The sequence below is a fragment of the Streptomyces sp. NPDC093568 genome, from assembly GCF_044764945.1.
Lineage (GTDB): Bacteria > Actinomycetota > Actinomycetes > Streptomycetales > Streptomycetaceae > Streptomyces.
On sequence record NZ_JBIWJD010000026.1, the window covers coordinates 20,185 to 37,704 of the forward strand.

General features: G+C 68.8%; 11 protein-coding genes. 8 read left to right on the forward strand and 3 right to left on the reverse strand.

Going from position 1 to position 17,520, the window contains the following annotated elements:
• Positions 1 to 422: 422 nt before the first annotated feature.
• Positions 423 to 5,693 (reverse strand): NACHT domain-containing protein, encoded by a 5,271-nt coding sequence (locus ACIRD7_RS41755; protein ID WP_403461314.1) that lies wholly within the window; start codon positions 5,691 to 5,693, stop codon positions 423 to 425.
• A 123-nt stretch (positions 5,694 to 5,816) separates the two neighbouring features.
• Between ACIRD7_RS41755 and ACIRD7_RS41760 the strand changes: the two genes are divergently transcribed.
• The 5 genes from ACIRD7_RS41760 to ACIRD7_RS41780 all read left to right on the forward strand — a co-directional run bounded on the left by ACIRD7_RS41760 (position 5,817) and on the right by ACIRD7_RS41780 (position 12,028).
• The gene (locus ACIRD7_RS41760; protein WP_403461315.1) at positions 5,817 to 7,184 is read left to right on the forward strand and encodes a helix-turn-helix domain-containing protein; all 1,368 of its coding nucleotides are present in this window, start codon (positions 5,817 to 5,819) and stop codon (positions 7,182 to 7,184) included.
• A 288-nt stretch (positions 7,185 to 7,472) separates the two neighbouring features.
• Positions 7,473 to 9,176: a P-loop NTPase fold protein gene (locus ACIRD7_RS41765; protein ID WP_403461316.1), complete on the forward strand. Its 1,704-nt coding sequence runs from the start codon at positions 7,473 to 7,475 to the stop codon at positions 9,174 to 9,176.
• The gene (locus ACIRD7_RS41770) at positions 9,176 to 10,012 is read left to right on the forward strand and encodes a hypothetical protein (protein WP_403461318.1); all 837 of its coding nucleotides are present in this window, start codon (positions 9,176 to 9,178) and stop codon (positions 10,010 to 10,012) included. The genes ACIRD7_RS41765 and ACIRD7_RS41770 overlap by 1 nt, the downstream gene beginning before the upstream one ends.
• Positions 10,009 to 11,280: a hypothetical protein gene (locus ACIRD7_RS41775; protein WP_403461319.1), complete on the forward strand. Its 1,272-nt coding sequence runs from the start codon at positions 10,009 to 10,011 to the stop codon at positions 11,278 to 11,280. Before ACIRD7_RS41770 ends, ACIRD7_RS41775 begins: the two co-directional genes overlap by 4 nt.
• Positions 11,264 to 12,028: a TatD family hydrolase gene (locus tag ACIRD7_RS41780; RefSeq protein WP_403461320.1), complete on the forward strand. Its 765-nt coding sequence runs from the start codon at positions 11,264 to 11,266 to the stop codon at positions 12,026 to 12,028. Before ACIRD7_RS41775 ends, ACIRD7_RS41780 begins: the two co-directional genes overlap by 17 nt.
• A gap of 57 nt (positions 12,029 to 12,085) precedes the next feature.
• On the opposite strand, the gene ACIRD7_RS41785 is transcribed toward ACIRD7_RS41780, so the two are convergent.
• Entirely contained in the window at positions 12,086 to 12,754 is a 669-nt protein-coding gene (locus ACIRD7_RS41785) for a pentapeptide repeat-containing protein (RefSeq protein ID WP_403461322.1), read from the reverse strand.
• Between the two features lie 772 nt (positions 12,755 to 13,526).
• Here ACIRD7_RS41785 and ACIRD7_RS41790 point away from each other — a divergent pair.
• Positions 13,527 to 14,072, forward strand: coding sequence for a hypothetical protein (locus tag ACIRD7_RS41790; protein ID WP_403461323.1), 546 nt, complete (start codon positions 13,527 to 13,529; stop codon positions 14,070 to 14,072).
• 323 nt (positions 14,073 to 14,395) lie between these two features.
• On the opposite strand, the gene ACIRD7_RS41795 is transcribed toward ACIRD7_RS41790, so the two are convergent.
• The gene (locus tag ACIRD7_RS41795; RefSeq protein ID WP_403461324.1) at positions 14,396 to 16,786 is read right to left on the reverse strand and encodes a helix-turn-helix domain-containing protein; all 2,391 of its coding nucleotides are present in this window, start codon (positions 16,784 to 16,786) and stop codon (positions 14,396 to 14,398) included.
• Positions 16,787 to 16,911: 125 nt separating this feature from the next.
• On the opposite strand from ACIRD7_RS41795, the gene ACIRD7_RS41800 reads away from it, so the two are divergent.
• The gene (locus ACIRD7_RS41800; RefSeq protein ID WP_403461325.1) at positions 16,912 to 17,115 is read left to right on the forward strand and encodes a hypothetical protein; all 204 of its coding nucleotides are present in this window, start codon (positions 16,912 to 16,914) and stop codon (positions 17,113 to 17,115) included.
• Between the two features lie 84 nt (positions 17,116 to 17,199).
• Positions 17,200 to 17,520, forward strand: a 321-nt coding sequence (locus ACIRD7_RS41805; protein WP_403461326.1) for a hypothetical protein, incomplete at its 3' end; no start/stop codon positions are given.

Genomic DNA, 17,520 nt, shown 5'->3' on the forward strand with positions numbered 1-17,520 from the left:
GGGCCTGATCTGGTGCGCTTTGAGATGTGAGCTGGACACACGTGCTCAAGCTGGATAGCCCGAACCGAAGTTCGCGTGGTGCCTGACCTGTGTAGATTGCGTGCGGTGTGGATATGGCCAGCGATGTGTGGCGCTGCGAGCTGTGAGTTCGTGATTGAGCTGGAAAGTCGCAACTGCCGCGGGAATCCCTATGGTTTTTCTCTCATATGTGCAGGTCAGAGACATGCGAGGGAGGGCGGTGTCACCGGTCGGGTGACCGACGCGTCGGCTTGAGGGGACAGGCGATCGGCCTGCTTGGGGTGGATCAAGAGCGGTCTTGTGTCTGTCGAGGAGTGAGTTCCTCGATGGTGCGGCTCTGCTCGAATGTCGTCGGCTTGCGCGGGGGCGGGCTCGTGCCGTGTGAGCTTGTGGTGGGTGCCTAGTCACATGCGTGGGGCGGAGGCCAGGATGCGTAGGAGCAGGATTGGGACCGGTAGGTCGGTCGCGGTGGTGAAGTCGTGCACCGCGTCGGGCAGTTGTAGGGCCTGCTGGCGCTGAAGTCGCATCTTCAGGTTGTCCAGGACATGTGCGGTGAGGGGGGTGGCCGCGGCGGCGAGGGTAGCGAGCTGTGCGGTCCAGGTGTCGGTGCTGTCGGGATGGGTGAGGGCGGCTTCCACGTGGGCACGCGCCTCGGGGTCGCGCTGGAGCCGACGGATGATGGCTTGAGCGAACGGCGGGTCGACAGCTTCGGTGAGACGGGTGGTGATCCACGTGCTGTCGTGGGCCACCTGCTGTACCAACTCGGCGGCAGGCACGGCTGCGCAGACCAGTGGGTAGTAGATCGAGACGTCCACCTCGACGCGCCCTTTCAGGCTGCGCTCGTGCCGGGTGGCGCTCCAGGTGTCCTGCACGGCAGGATCGTCGGGAAAGCCGGCGACCAGGGCCCGGAACGCGTTGGAGTCGGGCGGCGGGTAGCCGACTGCTCGGTGGAGCGTGCCGCGCAGCGCGCTGCGGACCGTTTCGGGGTCGAGGCCGAGCAGGGTGGGCTCGGCCAGGAGCAGGGCGGCAACCTCGCGCTGGTCGCGGTGGCTCTCGAGGTTGTCGAGAAGCACGTTCAGCAGCCCGGGTTCACCGCGGTGGCTGTGGGCGTACCAGGCGAGCACGGAGTCGTGCTCGAGCAGGTCTGGTTGTGCGGCGACGGCGGTGGCCAGGTCCTGGGCCAGTTGGGGATGGCGGTCGGCGACCAGGGCGAGGTAGGCCCAGGCGGTGTCACGGTCGCGGCCAACCATGTCGCCGGTCAGGCGTTTCAGAAGGGCGTTTCCGAAGTGGGCCCACAGGGCGGGCCAGCGGTCGGCGATCTCACTGAGCGTCAGCAGGTCGTGGTCGGTGGTGAGGATGTCGCCCAGGGGAAGTTCGACCGGGCCACCGCCGTAGTCGACCAGATCGTCCAGGAGGTGCAGTTGGTCAGTCAGCAGGGCGCCCAGCCAGGCGGCGCGTCGGCCCGGCCAGTTGTCGTAGCCGCCGGCGGCGGCTTGCCGACGGATGACCTGCTGGGCCGACTGCCACTCCGGTGCGGGCAGAGCGCCGCGAGCGTGGTCGTGCAGCAGGTGGGTGTGGAAGGCCGCGGAGGCGGCGGAGCGGACCACGGGGTGGGGTTCCTCGGGCCAGTGCATGGTCAGCCGGCGCACTAGAGCGCTGTCGCCGGGGTGATCGCGTAGCAGGGTGCACAGGTGCAGGCGGGCCGGTGCGGGGAGCGTCGGGTGTGCGGCGCGCAGTCGGTCGAGCACCGGCTCCAGGGCACCTGGGCTGTTGCCGTAGCCGGCCAGCAGCGCGGACAGCGGACTGCACGGTCCCTGAAGCAGGCGGCGTGTGCGGGCACGGGCTGCGGCGGTCGTCGGCAGGACGGCAATCACTGCGGCTTCGGCCTTGGCCTCATGTCCATTAGCGGGCTCCTCCAAAGCTGCCAGGCTTGTCTCGGCGATCTGTTCGGCCACCGGCCCAGCGGACAGGGAGCGTGCCTGGCAGCCTTCCAGCAGTGCCTGGATGACGATCTCGCGGCGGAAGCGACCGGTCGCCGTTGGGGCGGAGGCAAGAAGCGTGGACAGCCGCTCCTGTGCGGCCTCGGCTCCCAGGATCCGCACGGCTGCGTTGGCCACCAGTGACGCACGGCCCGGCTCGCCGTACAGCAGGTCGCGCAGCGCCTCCTGCACCTCCTCGTCATCGGCCCAGTACGTGGCCAGGGCGTCGGCTGCCCAGTGCGGGAAGCTGCTGGTGGCCAACTCCGCCAGCAGGGCGGATCGCAAGTGTGGGCCCTGGCCGACAGCGGCCAGGGCATGCAGGTCGTTGGTGTGGAAGGCCATCGGGTCACGTTCCAGGAGTTCCTCGACGGCTGCGGTGAGATCAGTGTCGCCGCGAAAGGCACGGGCGAGCGGTTGGATGCCAAGAAACCTGATCCGGTTCGGATCGTTGATCAGCACGGTGCACACGTGAGCCCGGACTACCGGATCCTGCGCAAACCCCTGCAGCAGCACACTCCAGGCCAGGCTCCGGTCGCCGTACCGGCGCGGCTGGGCGAACACGATGTCACGGCAGACGTCCCGCAGCTGTTCGGCCTCGCCCGGATGCGGGCGGACAGCCGTGACAAGCGTCTTGACGAGCAATGGCTCCCACAGATCGTCCGCGAAGCTCTCCGTGTCGAGCTGGGCGACCAGCCATGCGCGTTCTTCCTCTGTCACGTCCGGTACGTCGCCATCGACGGCGCTGCGTCGGATGCCGTCACTATCCTGGCCGGGCAGGACGCCCAACATGGCCGCCAGCACGACCAACCGCAGCCCTACCACCTGCTGTTGGCGGGCGGCCGCGGCGGCCGCCATGACACGGTCGTCCTCGGGCCAGCCCAGCAGCAGCGCCAGCAGGGCCACCGCCATGTGGTCGGCAGTGACCGCCCCCTGCAGCGCATCCAGCAGCGCGTCCACCACTCGGGGATGGCCGCCGTTGCCTCCGTAGCGGGTGGCCAGCGGATACGCGGAGGCCAGCGCGGTGTGGACACTGTCAGCCCTCAGCGCCGCCACCATTAGCGGCCACACCGGCTCGGACAGCTGACGGTCCTCCACCACCGTGCCCAGCTGGTAGAACACGTCAGAGGGCAGCGACGGCGCGGCCAGCACCCAGCGCGGCAGGCAGCGCTCGACCACGGGGCGCACCGCCGCGTCATCCAGCCCCGCCAGGCAGGCCGAGAGCAGACGCTGCCGGTGCGGCACCAGCGGGTGGCTGTCGATCACATCAGTGATCATGGCGGCGTACTCACGGGCCTGCGGCGCGGGCAGTTTGAAGCCGCCGAACACGGCCTGGGCCCACACCTCGCGCACGGCCAGCGCGGCCGGCTCCGGCCCGTCCGCCTGCCGGGCCAGATCGCCCATCAGCCGCGTGACCTCCTCAGTGCGCTGCAGCTGCCACAGGATGGCCAACAGCACCTCATGCCAGCGCGAGTCCGCGGCATGCTGGGCGAAGAGACCGCGCAGTTCCTCGAAGGACAGCCGCTGCGCGGCGTGCTCGGCCGCCAGCTGCTCCAGCAGAACCCGGTGCAAAAAGCCGATGTCGCGCGGGCCGTGCCGGACCAGCACGCCCAGCTGCCCCTCGGCGATCTCGACGAACCCGCGCGCCAGCCTTCCGGCCGCTGCCGCATCCAGGGCCAGATGGTTGGGATCACGCAACGCGACGACAACGTCCCGCAAGACTTCGGGTTCGGGCACCGCCTGGACATCGCCTCGGCGCTGCTGCGTCAGCGCCACCTGGGCCAGCACCTGTCGGACATCCCCCTCGTGCAACACGGGGTCGTTGGCGGTGACGCCCGCCGCCGCACCCCGCTGGGCGGGATGCTCGCGCAGCAGATGATCGATGGCTGACGCGTACACCTCGAACCGTCGCTTCGGCAGGGGCACACTTGCCAGCCTCATCCCGGTCAGCAGCACCAAGAACAGCGGAACCCGAGCGAGTTGGCGCAGGTCCCGCACACCAGCCAGTTCCCTCACGAACGCCTCGGCCCACGCCCCGCTCGATAGCCCACCAGTCAGGGGCGCTGCGTTAGTGTCCGGGGCGGCGGCGAACCAGCGGCCGACCAGCTCACGCTGCTGGGGTGCAGACAGTGCGGCCAAGGTGGCCTGCTGCCATGCCCGGAGCGGCTGTATCCGCTGCAGACCGTAGGGGCGGGTGGAAGCCACGGCGGGCAGCGCACGCTGGTCCAAGAACGTTTCCAGCGCGGTTAGGGCCTGCCGGGCGGCGCTCTCGGTCACCCATTCGTCGAGACCATCGATGATCAGCAGGAGCCGATCGTCGTCCAGTGCCTGGCGCACCAGGGGCCACAAGTGCCCGACGTCGTACTGCTCCAGCCAGGCCCGCAGGGTCGCCGCCAGCGAAGCCTCGGCACCGTCATGGCGGGTCAGGCGGCGTGTGAAGAAGTGGAAGGGGAACCACAACGGCAGCCGGTTGCCGAACCGTTCGGCCCAGCGCGGCAGGGCGGGGGAGCCGGCGAACAGGTCCAGCAGGGCAAAACGCAGCAGGCTGCTCTTGCCCGAACCGGGATCCCCGACCAGCAGATGGCGGCTGGCGCTGGCCAGCCAGACATCCGCCGCCGTGCGGATCCCGATGGTCTCGCCGGCCAACGTCGATCCGCCGGCACCCACGATCGTGCTCTGCGGGTGGGCGTCGTCAGGGCCGGCAGCTGGCGTGAGCGCCGTCACCCGCTCCGCGGAGCGGTACCCGTAGGCGCCTGCCTGGGCCCTGCGATACCAGGCGGTGTAGGGCATGCCCGGCTGCGCCGAGGCGGAGTCGATGCCCCCTCCGGCGGTGGGCCAGGAGCCGGACGCGCGGGCCGGAAGCACGTCGGGAAGGACGTACCGTTCCCGCAGGTCCAGTCGACCTTCGACGTGGTGCACGGTGGCCGCCCCGGAGTCGGTGCGGGCAAAGAACGTGGCGTAGAAGCCGCCGAGTTGTTCGCGCAGCTCGGCCACCTGCTGCGCGTCGAGCCTGGTGCGGAACGCGGCACTCTGCTCTGATCCGAACAGTTCCTCCACCCAGGCCCGGCCGAAGAAGTCGTGCACGGTCTGCGGATGCCGCTTCAGCCAGCGGGAGAGGTGTTCGGCATCCCACATCTCGAGGGTGATGCCCGCGCGTTTCAGGCGGGCCCGCTGCCGCTTGACCTCGTCGGCCACCCGCTGCTCCACGGCAGACAAGCTGGTGGCATAGACGAAGACCCGGCTGACGCCGGCCCAGCTCCCAGCCAAAAAATCGGAGACCGCGTCTTTGAGGCGGCCCGCCGTCAGCGACTGGATGCGCCGCGACTGCAGGCTCAGATACACCCGTTCCCCGTGAGTGCTCCCGTCGGGATCGTCGGGCAGACGGACGTACAAGTCGATGCCCTGCTGGTCCTGCCCGCGCGTGCCGTACAGGCCACCCTGAGCCTGGGCGTCAAAAGGGCTCATACGGCCAGTGGCGGTGTCACCGCCAGCATGGTCGGTGGACGCCTCGACTGCTCCCCGCTCCAACGCCACCTGCAGGCATAGTCGTTCGAAATTCTCCCAGGCAAGTCGCTCCAGCGGCAAGAGCTGCTCGCTCGTGTGCACCGGCGGCGGCACGGTCTGCAAGGACACCAACGTGTGCAGCCGGGCCGGTGCCTTGGCGTTGCGGGCCGGACTTGTAGACGATGCATGCGGCATGCGGAACATCATCACCACTACTGGCCGGTTCGCCGCATGCGACTCGGGCCCCGACGCTGGCCATCCGCGGCCGCCACACCGCACGAGTCCCGCGAGCGTGGCCTGCGCGCTACCGTCCAAGCCATGCTCTACCGATCACGGCGCCTGGAGACCCTGCTGGGCAGCCCCCTGGACACCGTCACCTACACCGATCTGGCGGCGCTGGCCAGCAACGCCGAGGCCGCGGAAGCGGAAGACCTCGACTACAAGCGCGAAGCGCCGGCCACAACCGACGAACAGAAGGCCGAACTGGCCAAGGACGTCGCGGCCTTCGCCAACCACGTGGGCGGAGTACTCGTGATCGGCATGGCGGAGGCCAGAGGTCTGCCGTCCAAGGTGATGGACACCGACATCTCCGACGCACACCTGCGCCATCTCCACCAGGTCATCGCCCGCCACACCGCCCCCGTCGTCCGGTTCGCGATGCGCCCCGTACCCAACCCGGCGGCCCCGGACAGAGGAATCCTGCTGATCGCGGTCCCACGCAGCCCCCAGGCCCCCCACGCCGTGACAGCCGCCGCGAAGACGGTCCGCGAAGCCCTGCTGTACCCCCGGCGCGGTGCGACAAAGACCGACTGGCTGACCGAGACAGACGTCGCCACGGCCTACCAGCGGCGCTTCAGCGCCGCCGCCGACCGCGCGCAGCGCCTCACCGCCGTTGAGCAGGAATGCCTTACCGCTCTGCCCCCAAGCAACAGACCCCACCTCCTCCTCTCCCTGGTCCCGGAAACCCCCGGCGACATGATCATCAACCGGGATGCCTACCAGCGGGCTCGGGCCGAACTCCTCAACACCTGCCTGATCGGTGAAGACCAGTACGCCTTCGACGGGGTACGCATCGGTTCCCGCCGCTACATCGCCCACGGCGGAGAGCCGCACGGCTCCGTCTACCACCAGGCCGACCTGCACCGTGACGGATCCGGAAGCTGCGCCCTGCGCGTCACCTGCCACACCAGCACCGCCGACCTGCAGGAGTTCAACTGGGCCGAGCCGGACACGGTGGTGTGGCTGCTCATGTCGGCCCTGCACCTGCTGGCATCGCACGCCCGTGACCGCACCGGTGCCACCAGCACCGCCCTGGTCCGGACCGCTCTTGTTGCTGCACCGCATGACCACCCGCACGGCCCCGCCCGGCCGAACCTGCACCCCCTACTGCCCTTCCGGATCGACACGCTCAAGCCCACCGGGCAGCGCACCCCCCTGAGCACCCAGACCTGCGGGTATGCCGACAGTGAGGCCGTGGCGCTGCTGGACGATCTGGCTGATGCGGGACCCGGGCTGGTGCAAGCGGCCGCAGTGCTGGCCGACGAGCTCCTGCAGGCTTTCGGTATCGCCGAGGCGGCGCCGGTAACCCGGGACGGCGAGCTGCGTCAGCAGCAGTGGTCGCCGCAGCTCAGACCTGGGCTGGTCCGGTGGGCTCAGGCCCACGGTGTCACGATGCTCACACCGTGACGGCCGAGCGGACAGCCCGGAAAGCCTCGTGGTGGGCGCGGCGGCAATCCGAGCCGCCCGACGGCCCACTTCTGCAATCCGGGGCAGTGTGTCGCAGCCTGAGGGCGCGGCAGCGCTGTGATACGGATGAGATAGGTGAAGGGGGAAGGACTCTGGCGCCGAACCGCCGGTTGCGTGTTCGATCGCCGAGAGTCCGTCGCGACGTGACACTGCTCTGCTTCCCGAAAGAATCATGCCGGTCAAAGAGCCAGGCAGCGAGAGAGTGTACGAGTTTGCCGGGGGCGCATGGTGAGCGAGTTGCAGCTGTGGGACGACAACCCGACGACGGTTGACCTTCTGGGGTTCACCTCGATCGTCGATACCGTCGTGGCGGCCCTGCAGTCTCCGTCTCTGGATCCCGTAACCATCGGGATCAACGCTCCCTGGGGCGGGGGGAAATCCACCGTCCTGGGGCTCCTGCAGAAGGAACTGGGCCAGCAGCCCGGATACCGTGTCGTCCGCCTCGATCCCTGGGAGTTCGACGACCAGTTCGATGTGCGCGGCGCCGTCATCGGTGAAGTCCTGCAGGACCTGCTCACGGCCTACTCGGACGAAGAGGGAAAGCTCGATGAGTCCGTCAATGACCTGCAGCAACGCATCAGTTGGTCCCGCGTCGCCTCCAGCATGGCCCGCGGCAGACTGGTGGCGCAGACAGCCGAACTCGTCGAAGCGCTTACCCCCCGGTCGAAGGGAAACGCCAGGAGCCTGGCCGGTTTCCGTAGTGCGTTCGCCGAGCTGCTCAAGGGTCTGGCACCGCTGCAGCGACTGGTTGTGCTGGTGGATGACCTCGACCGGTGCCTGCCGGACGCCGTGATGGCCACCCTGGAGGCCATCAAGCTCTTCCTGTCGGTGGAGAAGGTGGCCTTCATCCTGGCCGCAGATCAGCAGATGGTGCGGGAGTCCATCGCCGTCAGCCTCGACGCCACCGGCCGCGGCGAGCAATTCGCGGAGCGTTACCTGGAAAAGATCGTCCAACTGCCGCTGTCGCTGCCTCGCATCAGCACGGACGAGGCTGCCGCGTACATCGCCCTCCTGCTGTCCGAACGGCGCTGCTCCCAAGCGGACCACTACACGCAGCTGATCGGGCACGCACAACAGCGCCGCGCCCAGGGCCTGTCACCGGTGCTGGCCGACATGCAGGGTCTGGCGTGGGAACCTGATGCCGACATCCTGGGGCTGGCCAGCCGGTTTGCCGAAGGCCTCTCTACTCACCGTTCGGGGAGTCCCCGCAGCATCAAGCGGTTCCTGAACGCGTTTGCGCTGCGCACCCGGATCGCAGAGCGGCACGGCATCGACATCGATGCCTCGGTGATCGCCAAGCTCATGCTGCTGGAGGACAGCCACAGCAAGGACTTCGAGACCCTCGTCGGTCTTCAGGAGGCCCAGCGCAGCAAGCTGTTGGAACGCTGGCAGGCTTGGGGACGCGGCGAGCAGAACGACAAACCCGACGAGGTCAGCGAGATGAGCAAGGAGTGGGCGGCGTCCGACCCCGATCTCATCGACGCCCCCATCGGCCCCTATCTGAGCCTGGCCGCGTCACTTGTGAGCCTCACCGCCGCAGCCTCCCTGACACAGCAGCAGCTCTCTTGGGTGAGCGACCTGGCCAGCGCCTCGGACACACACCGGAATGACGCCCAGGCAGAGATCGTGGCCGCGCCCGTCGCCGACCAGCAGGCTGTTGTCCATGCGCTGATTCAGCGGGCACGACGGGTGACGGAGACCGATCCGCTGGTCGAATCCCTCGTCCACATAGCGAAGCACACCCCGGAGCTGCGGGCCGTCATCGCGCAGGGTCTGTGGGAGGTGCGCAAGTACCTCCTGCCCGGAGCCGTCGTCGACCTGGACGCCAGCGACATCGACGAACTACGAGCGCTGATCCCCCGGCTGGCCGAGGCGGCCGACATCGAACCGGCAGTGCGAGAGAACGCGCGGATAACGATGGAGCAATCCTGATGGGCACCTCCGGCTCCTACGGAGGCAGCGGTACGGCGGACTGGCACGAGGCCCACGACGCCTTCGACGCGTTGTCTGGTGCAGCGCCATCCGGCACCGGGCCGGGGGACATACCCGACCCCGCTGAGGGGCAGCAACAACTGCTCGACAACGTCCTCAGCGCTCTGTCCACGGCGCTGCAGAAGGACGACGCGGACCACGGGACACCCTCGGGCACCGGCTACCCGCTCTCCGCACTGCTCGTCTCTCCCCGCGGCGGCGGAGGAGGCTCCGGCGGAAGGACACAAGCACCCGCTGGCAGAGCCGGCGCAGGTTCTCGACGGCAGGTCCTCAAAGGCTCCGCTCGCGGTGCCGCCGCCGTTGCCGGTGCCTATGCTCTGCGCAGCGGTGACGCAGCCCGCCTGCAAGAACTCGGCCTCGATCTTGCGGAACTGCGCGGTCTGGGACCACGGGCACAGATCTCTCGCATCCTGCAGGCGGTGCTCGGCGACGCCGGCCACCCCGACGAAGCCGCTCTGAGAAAGGCCGCCACGAGATGGGTCAAGGCCGTGCTCCTCGATCCCGAGCCACCAGCCCCGCAGGAGGGACTGCGGGGACTCGTCGTCGAATGGATCTACGAGCTGTCCCTGGTCGAACTCGGCTCGCAAAAAGCCCAGGGGAACTTGACCGCGCAGGAGGCGATCCGCAAACAGCGATGGCTCCGCTCCTGGCTGGAGCGCCGACTCAAGCGCCTCGCCATCCCTGACACGCGACGCATGACCGTACAGCAGTTCTCCGCTACAGCAGCCAAGGTGACCGGGGAGGCACTGCGTATGCTGCGCGCACGACGATCATGACCACCGCCATCGAAGTGCTGCCGCACGACGCTCAGCAGCACAACCCCGCCGCCACACCTCTGCGCTGGGCCCGCACACGTGCCGACGGCCCTACCGCGGACGTCACCGGCACTCTGGGATGGGACCTGGACCTGATCGGACCAGCCCCCCTCGCGGCCGCCGACCTGGCCCGTATCGCCGCCTCGGCCTATCTCGCCGACCGTACCGTCCGCCGCCCCCTCACGTTCGTGAGAACGATCGAACTCACCGCCCACACGGCGAACCCAGACCCCTGGAACAGCACGTGCGGACAACTCGTCGAAGAGCTGCTGCACTGGCTCACCGGTGATGTGTGGCTGCTGCGCGCCGTGCCTGCCACACCCACGAACCGGACACTGACCCCCCTGGCACCGGCCGACGACGTCATGCTCCTCAGCGGCGGCCTCGACTCCCTGTGCGGCGCCGTCGACTACCTGACGGACGGGACTGAGCGGATCCACCTGAGCCACCACGACGGCAGTACCGCTGTGCGCGGCGCGCAGATCAAGGCCAGCTCCTGGCTGCAGGACCAAGCCGCGCACCCCCTACGACACCTCAGCATCAAGATCTGCCAGACCGGCCCATCCCCGGAGCCCTCCTCACGCAGCCGCAGCCTGCTGTTCGCAGCGCTCGCTGCCGCGCTCGCGGCCAGCGCCTCAAGCCTGCAGGTCACGGTGCCCGAGAACGGCTTCACCAGCATCAACCCGCCACTCACTGCCGCACGCGGTGGCGCCCTGTCCACCCGGTCCACGCATCCCGGGACCTTCAGACGCCTCAACGCCCTACTGGCCGCTGCAGACATCTCCGTACAGATCACCAACCCCTACCTCCACTGCACCAAAGGCGAGTTGCTGGCGCGGGCCCACGAACGGACCGGAGACGCGCTGCTCGCCGCGGCGGCCGACACGCTGTCCTGCGGCAAGCTCGACGGAGCTCGCTACCCCGGCGGCGACGCCAACCTCAACTGCGGCCTGTGCGTCGCCTGTCTGGTGCGCCGCGGCTCCTTCACCACCGGCCCCTACCATGACCCCACGGTCTACCTCGTTGACCACCTGCAGGGCGCCGCGCACCAGCGACTGCTCACCAACCGTCGCAGAGACGTCCGCGACGTCCAGCAGGCCATCCTCAACGGCATCGACGACACCGATATCCTCGCTGTTGGCGATCTGCCCCCCGAGACCGACTTCGACGCCGTCGTGGACCTGTGCCAGCGCGGCCTCCAGGAACTGAGCCGTGTCCCTCTTCCCTGACGAACTGCCCGCACTGGACTGCCACGCTCACATCGCCCCCGACGTGACCGACACCCAGATCGGCGCGCTCAAGGGCGCTGTCGTACTCGCTGTGACCCGCACGCCGGCGGAGACCACCCACGCATTGCGACGCCGAGACACCACTCTGGTCTGGGGCACCGGCGTGCACCCTGCGATTCCCGCCGCGCTCAAGGCGTTCAACCCGCGACAGTTCGCCGCGACTCTGAAACAGACATGCCTCATTGGAGAGATCGGGCTCGACCGCCGCGGCAGCCTCGAGAGGCAGCGCTCCGTGCTCACCCAGATCCTCGACGCCGCACGCAACGAGCCGGTCATCCTCTCCCTGCACAGCAGCGGTCGCACCGGTCCTCTGATGGACCTGCTCACCAGCCATCCGCATCCGGGCGTCATCCTGCACTGGTTCCTGGGAAGCCCCGCCGAGCTGAAGCAGGCCATCAGCCTCGGCGCCTACTTCTCGGTCAACGCAGCCATGCCAGACGACACCCTCGCCGCAATCCCCCTGCAACGCCTGCTGCCCGAGACCGACTTCCCCGCCAGCAGACGAACCACCGGCGCGATCCGCCCGGGAGTCGTCCACCCGCTGGAACAGAGGCTGGCGCAGTTCCACAACACGACACCCCGACTGATCAGACGCCGCTTCTGGCAGAACCTGCGTGAACTGACCACCCGCACACAGGTGCTCGACCGCCTGCCGGAATCCATCGCGGACTGGGCGCTGGAAGCCTGACCCCGACCGCCCCATACCCACCATCCGCGGCGCCGGCACCCGAGAGCTCTGCGGGCCTCACTCACTCGCCCCGACGCGGCTGGCGACCTCACTGCGGGCGGCAAGCGCCTCAGGGAGGCTGCATCCGCGCAAGCTGTGCGCCCGAAGGACCTGCGCTTCGCTCAGCCCCCGGGCAGTGGACAGATCGGCCCGGGTGAGATCGGCACCCGACAGATCGGCACCCTTGAGCGTCGCACCCCGCAGGTCCACACCGATGAGAACGGCCCCCTTCAGCAGAGCCCCGCGCAACTGCGCGCCCTGGAGCCCGGCACCCTTCAGATGAAGGCCGCTCAGGTCCACCGGCCTGCGACGGCCCACACGCCAAGGGCGCTTCGCGGTCAGCGCACGCAGCGCCTCCTGGACATGCTCCTCTGGCTTCTTCGGCAACTGCGCCGCCTCCAGCGCTGTCGCCGCGGCGGCTGGCGCATGGCGACGCACGAACGCATTGAGCACCCGCGCCGCATGATCGCCCTGATCCGGTGCATCCTGCACAATCTGCTCCATCGCCAGGACGCCCCCGATGCGCACATACGCTTCGCTCGAGGTCAGCCGCTCCAGTGCTTTGGTGAAGCGGTCGGTGACCTGACCTCGGCGACTGAGCCGGAAGGTACGGGCCGTATAGGTCAGGGCGATCGCGGCCCCGACGGCAGCAACCACCTGCACGACGGCGAGACGGAGCTGACCCACGGCCGCTGCCCGAGCAGAAGCGTCCAGATGGGACCACTCGCTGCTTGTCACCCAACGGGTCAGACGCCGCGTGAGCGGGGTAAAGGCAACAGCCAATACTCCGGCCAGCAGTGCCGCACCGACCAATGCCAATGCGGTCCACCGTGTTCTTCTCCACCACATGCGAAGTTTCTACCGTGCTCGGCTGCCACCGTGCACACCGCCAACCTCAGCCGGCACACTGATCTTTCGTCGATGTCAGGGCGAGGGTAACGGGTCGTGAACCGGACGACGCCGTGCTCGTTCCGCTGCGCGGCATACGTTCCCGCGTGAGCTCCTTGATGCAGGGCAAACTGTGTGCTGGGCGGGCGGCGTGGTCGCCGTGTTCCAGGCCCCGGCCGGGCCATTCGCGAGTGCGCTGGCCGTCCGCGTTTTACTACGCCGAGCCGATGGCGCCCGCCGCCCGTGGTCCGCACGGCGCCCGGCACGGCTTGTCCAAGCCGCCTAGCACCGCACATGACATGCTCAACACGCGACTGCCTTAGCCCCGGTAGGGACCCCGCACTCACCCCCCCACCAGGCGTTTATCCGCCCGAACGTGCGAGGAGATGGAAAGCAGCCCGAAGGGCAGCCCGCGGGCGCTAGCCTGCTGCTAGGTCGAGCGCATCGACCCAAGCCGGGGTCGGCCCATGAACGGCCCCACACGGCGAAGGCGCCTGGGCATCCGGAAGCGATAGCCGCATCAACTGCGCGTACAACCAGAGCTGTTCACTCGCCTGATCAACAGGTCCGCATGCGCCCGACACCGCGCCGGATCATGGGGCCGGAGCGCAGACTCGAGGCCATCGCCATGACCAAAGATCACGCCTGCAAAGACCGGGCACGGCGCACCGCCCACCGCACCGGCGCCTCCTATACTTCCGCCCGCGCCCGCACCCTGCACACGCACTCGGCCCCCACCCTGCCCCCGGTCAGCGGCAGGCCCTTCGGTATCTCCGTCACGGCGGACATGACCGTAGCCGCATCAGCCATCGGTGCGCGGCTCGCCGACTGCGAGCCCTGCCTGGTGTCTGCGGTGGACCGGATGACTTGGGGATTGCCGCTCGTCCCGGCGGCCATGGCCGCGTCGCTGCCGGTCGAACTCGGCGACGGCTTCAGCCCCACCACCCTCGCCTTCTGCCAAACCGTCCCCCGGCACGGTCACCACGAGGCGTATCGGTTCGTGATTTATCTCGAGGAGGACGAACTCCACGACTTCATCACCGACCTGGTCGACATCTGGGCGTACGCCATCCCGCAACTGATCCACCTGCGAGCGGCCGGCCGCTCAACTCCCTGATCACCGACATGACCCCGGCGCGGCCGCCCTTCTATGTGGCCGCCTGCACCGGCTTCGTCCCCATACCCGGAGGATCCTTCCCCGTGCTCACCCTCAACTCGCCAGACCTCACCGGGACGATCGACGACCTCGCCGACCGCTGTGCCTTCCCGCTCTACACCTGGAAGACCCTGCCCGGCATCACACCGTGGATCCTGCAACAGCACCCGGTCAGCCGCCCGTCCCTGGGGAGTGCGCTGGAGCGGCACGGACACACCCGCTATCACCGTCGGGTCTCCCAAGCACCCGGCGATGGAGGCGTGCCAGCACACAGTCCAGGCCGGTCAGCCGGGCAGGGGCGCCTGCCACGGGGCGCTGGGGGTGCCGTCGGGGTCAAAGCCGTACGGGCACAGATCCTGCCACGCGGTGTCCTCGGCCCAGTTCAGGCAGTGGACAAGGTCAACGCCCGCTGTCTCCGCGGCTTCCCGGTACACGGCCAGAGCGCCCGCCGTGTCGTGGACCTGCTGCCGCAGACGTGCCACGGCCATGAGGTGTTCATCGTCGCCGTACTCCGCCAATCTTCGGTGCCAGTGCTCCGCTCCGGCGATGTCTCCAGCTGCCTCCAGATCCCAGGCAAGCATTCGAGCCGCCTTGATGTGACCGGTCTCTGCTGCTCTGGAAGCCAGGTCTATGGCGGCAGCATGCTCTTCGGACTCGGACTTCCGGACAGCCAGCTGGTACAGCGCCTCTGGATGGCCAGTAGCGGCTGCCGCCTCGCAGAGACGTTTCCCGACCTCGTCGTTGCCGGTCCTAGACCACAGGGAGAACAGGTAGTCGTAGGGGTCTTCATAAGCGTGATCGTGGGCCTGACGTTGAAGCCGCGTGTAGCCCGTGTCGGTCCAGGACTCCATCGTCAGTGCGGTCAGGTAGTCGACCACGCTGGCGTATCCTCCGGCGGCCACCGCGGCCGCCTGTTCGGCGGCGAACTCATCGTCCTGGGCTGCTTGTTCTTCTTCTGACATGTTCTCCGCCGAGACGCGGAGGGTCGCGATGAGATCGCCGGCGTCGGCGGCCCGCTGGTCGATCAACCGGGCGGCGTCCTCGTCGCCCGCCCGTTTCCGCCTCCAGTACAAGTCGGTGAGAGCAGCGACGGATCCGGCGTCCGCGGCCAGTCCGTACAGGTACTCGGCATGTTGATCGCTGCCCAGGGTGAAGTGGATGCGCGCGAGTCCCAGCAGCGCTTGTGGGTGACCGGTCGCGGCCGGGGCCAGGAAGAGCTCGGCCGCCATCCGCAACCGCCAGCGCAGCCTTGCCGATTCACCGAGGGCGACTCGTTCGTCAGCAGCGGTGAGGTGGTCGCATGCTCCGTGCCAGAACGAGGCCGGAGGACACAGCAGCCGGCGCTGACTGCGTCCGTGCTGCTCGAGATAGTCGGCGAGGCGGTAGACGGGCATCGGGCCGGTGGGGACGCGTTGTGCTGAGCGCGGGCGTACGCGGCGCAGGGGAGCGAGGTTTCCGTGCACGGGACGGCTGAGATCGGCGAGGGCCTGCTCGAGCCAGTTGTCGGCGAGTGTGTCGTATTCGTCGTCGGTGAGGTAGCCCTCCGCCGCTGCTTCCAGGAAGGGCAGAGGCTGGTGGAGACCGGAGCCCAGGCGGCGGGCGTCCACGGCTGCGTCCAAGACTGCCCGGGCCGCCGGCGTGGCTGTCTGGTAGCGGTGCAACAGCTCAGGCGCTCCTGCAAGGAACTGCGTCAGCCGCCCGTCGCTTGCATTTTCCAGAGCATGCGCAAGTTGCCGGTCGCCCGCGGTGGCCAGAGCCTGGGCAGCGGCTTCCGCGGTCGCGTCGAAGCTGTCCGGCAGATGGATCAACCGGCCGGCCAGCAACTCCCGCACTTGCGAATGCGGATCTTCCTCGCCGGCCCGGGGGGCCTTGGCGTACGCCTCGGCGTACTCGGGCCACAGCGTGCCCAGCACCAAGACCGGACCACGTGCCGGGTCGGTGAGCAGGCCGTGCAGCGCGGCACCGATGCGCTCGCCCAGCCCGCGGCCCGCGCCGAGATAGTGCTGCGCCTCGTTGAGCCACACCACCGTGTGCGGATCCACCCGGGCGAGGTTGGCGAGCGTCGCCTCGGCACGGGTGGGATCAAAGGGATGCCACAGCCTCCACCCCGCCTCGGCCAGCGGCTGGACCGCCTCCCAGCAGGCGCGTGTCTTCCCGGTCGAGGACGAACCGACCAGTACGGCCATCCTGCTGCGCCCATCCGACACCGTGGCGGCAACCAGCTCGGCCAGGCGCTGATCGTGCGGGCGGCGAACGTATGCAGGTAGCGCGGAGGCTGACCGCTGCTGCCCAGCCGCAACTGGTGAACTGCCGTCCCCCGTTGGCGGGGGCGCGGCGGCCGGGTGGACTTCGAGGTCGTGGGGATTGCACTGGGTGATCGGCCGTCCGACCGAAGTCTCGTCCTCGCCGACTGCATCAGCGCCGCCGACGGCGGCGGTACGCAGAGCCAGCAGCGGCCCAAGATCAAGACCGAGCGCACGTGCCAGTGCCCCTACCGTCTGTGCCGACGGTACGTCGGCTGCACTGCTGAAGGCTTCGCTGACGGTCGTACGACCCAGCTGGGCACGGCGGGCGAGCATGGTCTTGGTCAGGCCTGCCGCAGCCAGCCCGACCTCCAGGCGAGCACGCAACTCGCCCAGCGCCGCCGCCGGGTCCTCGAAATTCTGGATGGTCACTCGCTTGCCTGGCTTCTTCCGTCGGCTGTTCGCCGGTGTTCATCTTCGTCTGCTCGCACCGCGGCGAACACGCGTTTCACGAAGCTCGGCCACGACAGCCCGTCCTGGCCGAAGAGGAGTGCCCCATGTCCGACCGCACCGCCGTGATCATGCTCGCGTGCGCGATGACTGTCCTGGTCGCCGTTCTCATCAGTGGCGCGGCCGGCTATCTCGCCCGCCGTGACCACGCTACCTACTCCGCCGCCGTCACCCGCGCCGCCTTCGCCTTCGCCGCGACCCTCACCCTCGCCGCGACAGTTGCCAGCGCTCTGGCCAGCGCGTTCTCCTGACGGATGGCAAGCGTGTCGTCGGCAGACATGCTCCGCCGCGCCGCCCCCCTTGACACACAATAGCTGATTAGCGAATCATGAATTATGTCCCAAGAGGCATTGGAACGGCTGCGTGAGGCGTCCGTGCGAGTCTTCGGCAACCGTTACCGGGCGGAGCTGATGTGGGCGCTGGCATCAGCCGGTGAGCAGGGAGTGTGCCTGGGAGACCTTGCCGCCGCCCGCAACGCACCGGCGAGTGTGTACCAGGCCCCGATCCGGGCCCTGGTCGCGGCCGGGCTGGCCGAGAGGCTGCCCCGAACGCCGGGGGAGCGGCGCCGCTGGTACCGGCGCAGCGACAACGAGAGGCTCTGGCAGTGTCTTGAAGGCCTGTTGAGCTGTTTGGCAGAACAGCCCGTACCCGTGCGG

Bases quoted from the DNA above. Each gene is read 5' to 3' on its own strand.
- ACIRD7_RS41755 (WP_403461314.1), bottom strand. From the start codon at position 5,693: ATGCCGCATGCATCGTCTACAAGTCCGGCCCGCAACGCCAAGGCACCG.
- ACIRD7_RS41760 (WP_403461315.1), top strand. From the start codon at position 5,817: ATGCTCTACCGATCACGGCGCCTGGAGACCCTGCTGGGCAGCCCCCTG.
- ACIRD7_RS41770 (WP_403461318.1), top strand. From the start codon at position 9,176: ATGGGCACCTCCGGCTCCTACGGAGGCAGCGGTACGGCGGACTGGCAC.
- ACIRD7_RS41775 (WP_403461319.1), top strand. From the start codon at position 10,009: ATGACCACCGCCATCGAAGTGCTGCCGCACGACGCTCAGCAGCACAAC.
- ACIRD7_RS41790 (WP_403461323.1), top strand. From the start codon at position 13,527: ATGCGCCCGACACCGCGCCGGATCATGGGGCCGGAGCGCAGACTCGAG.
- ACIRD7_RS41800 (WP_403461325.1), top strand. From the start codon at position 16,912: ATGTCCGACCGCACCGCCGTGATCATGCTCGCGTGCGCGATGACTGTC.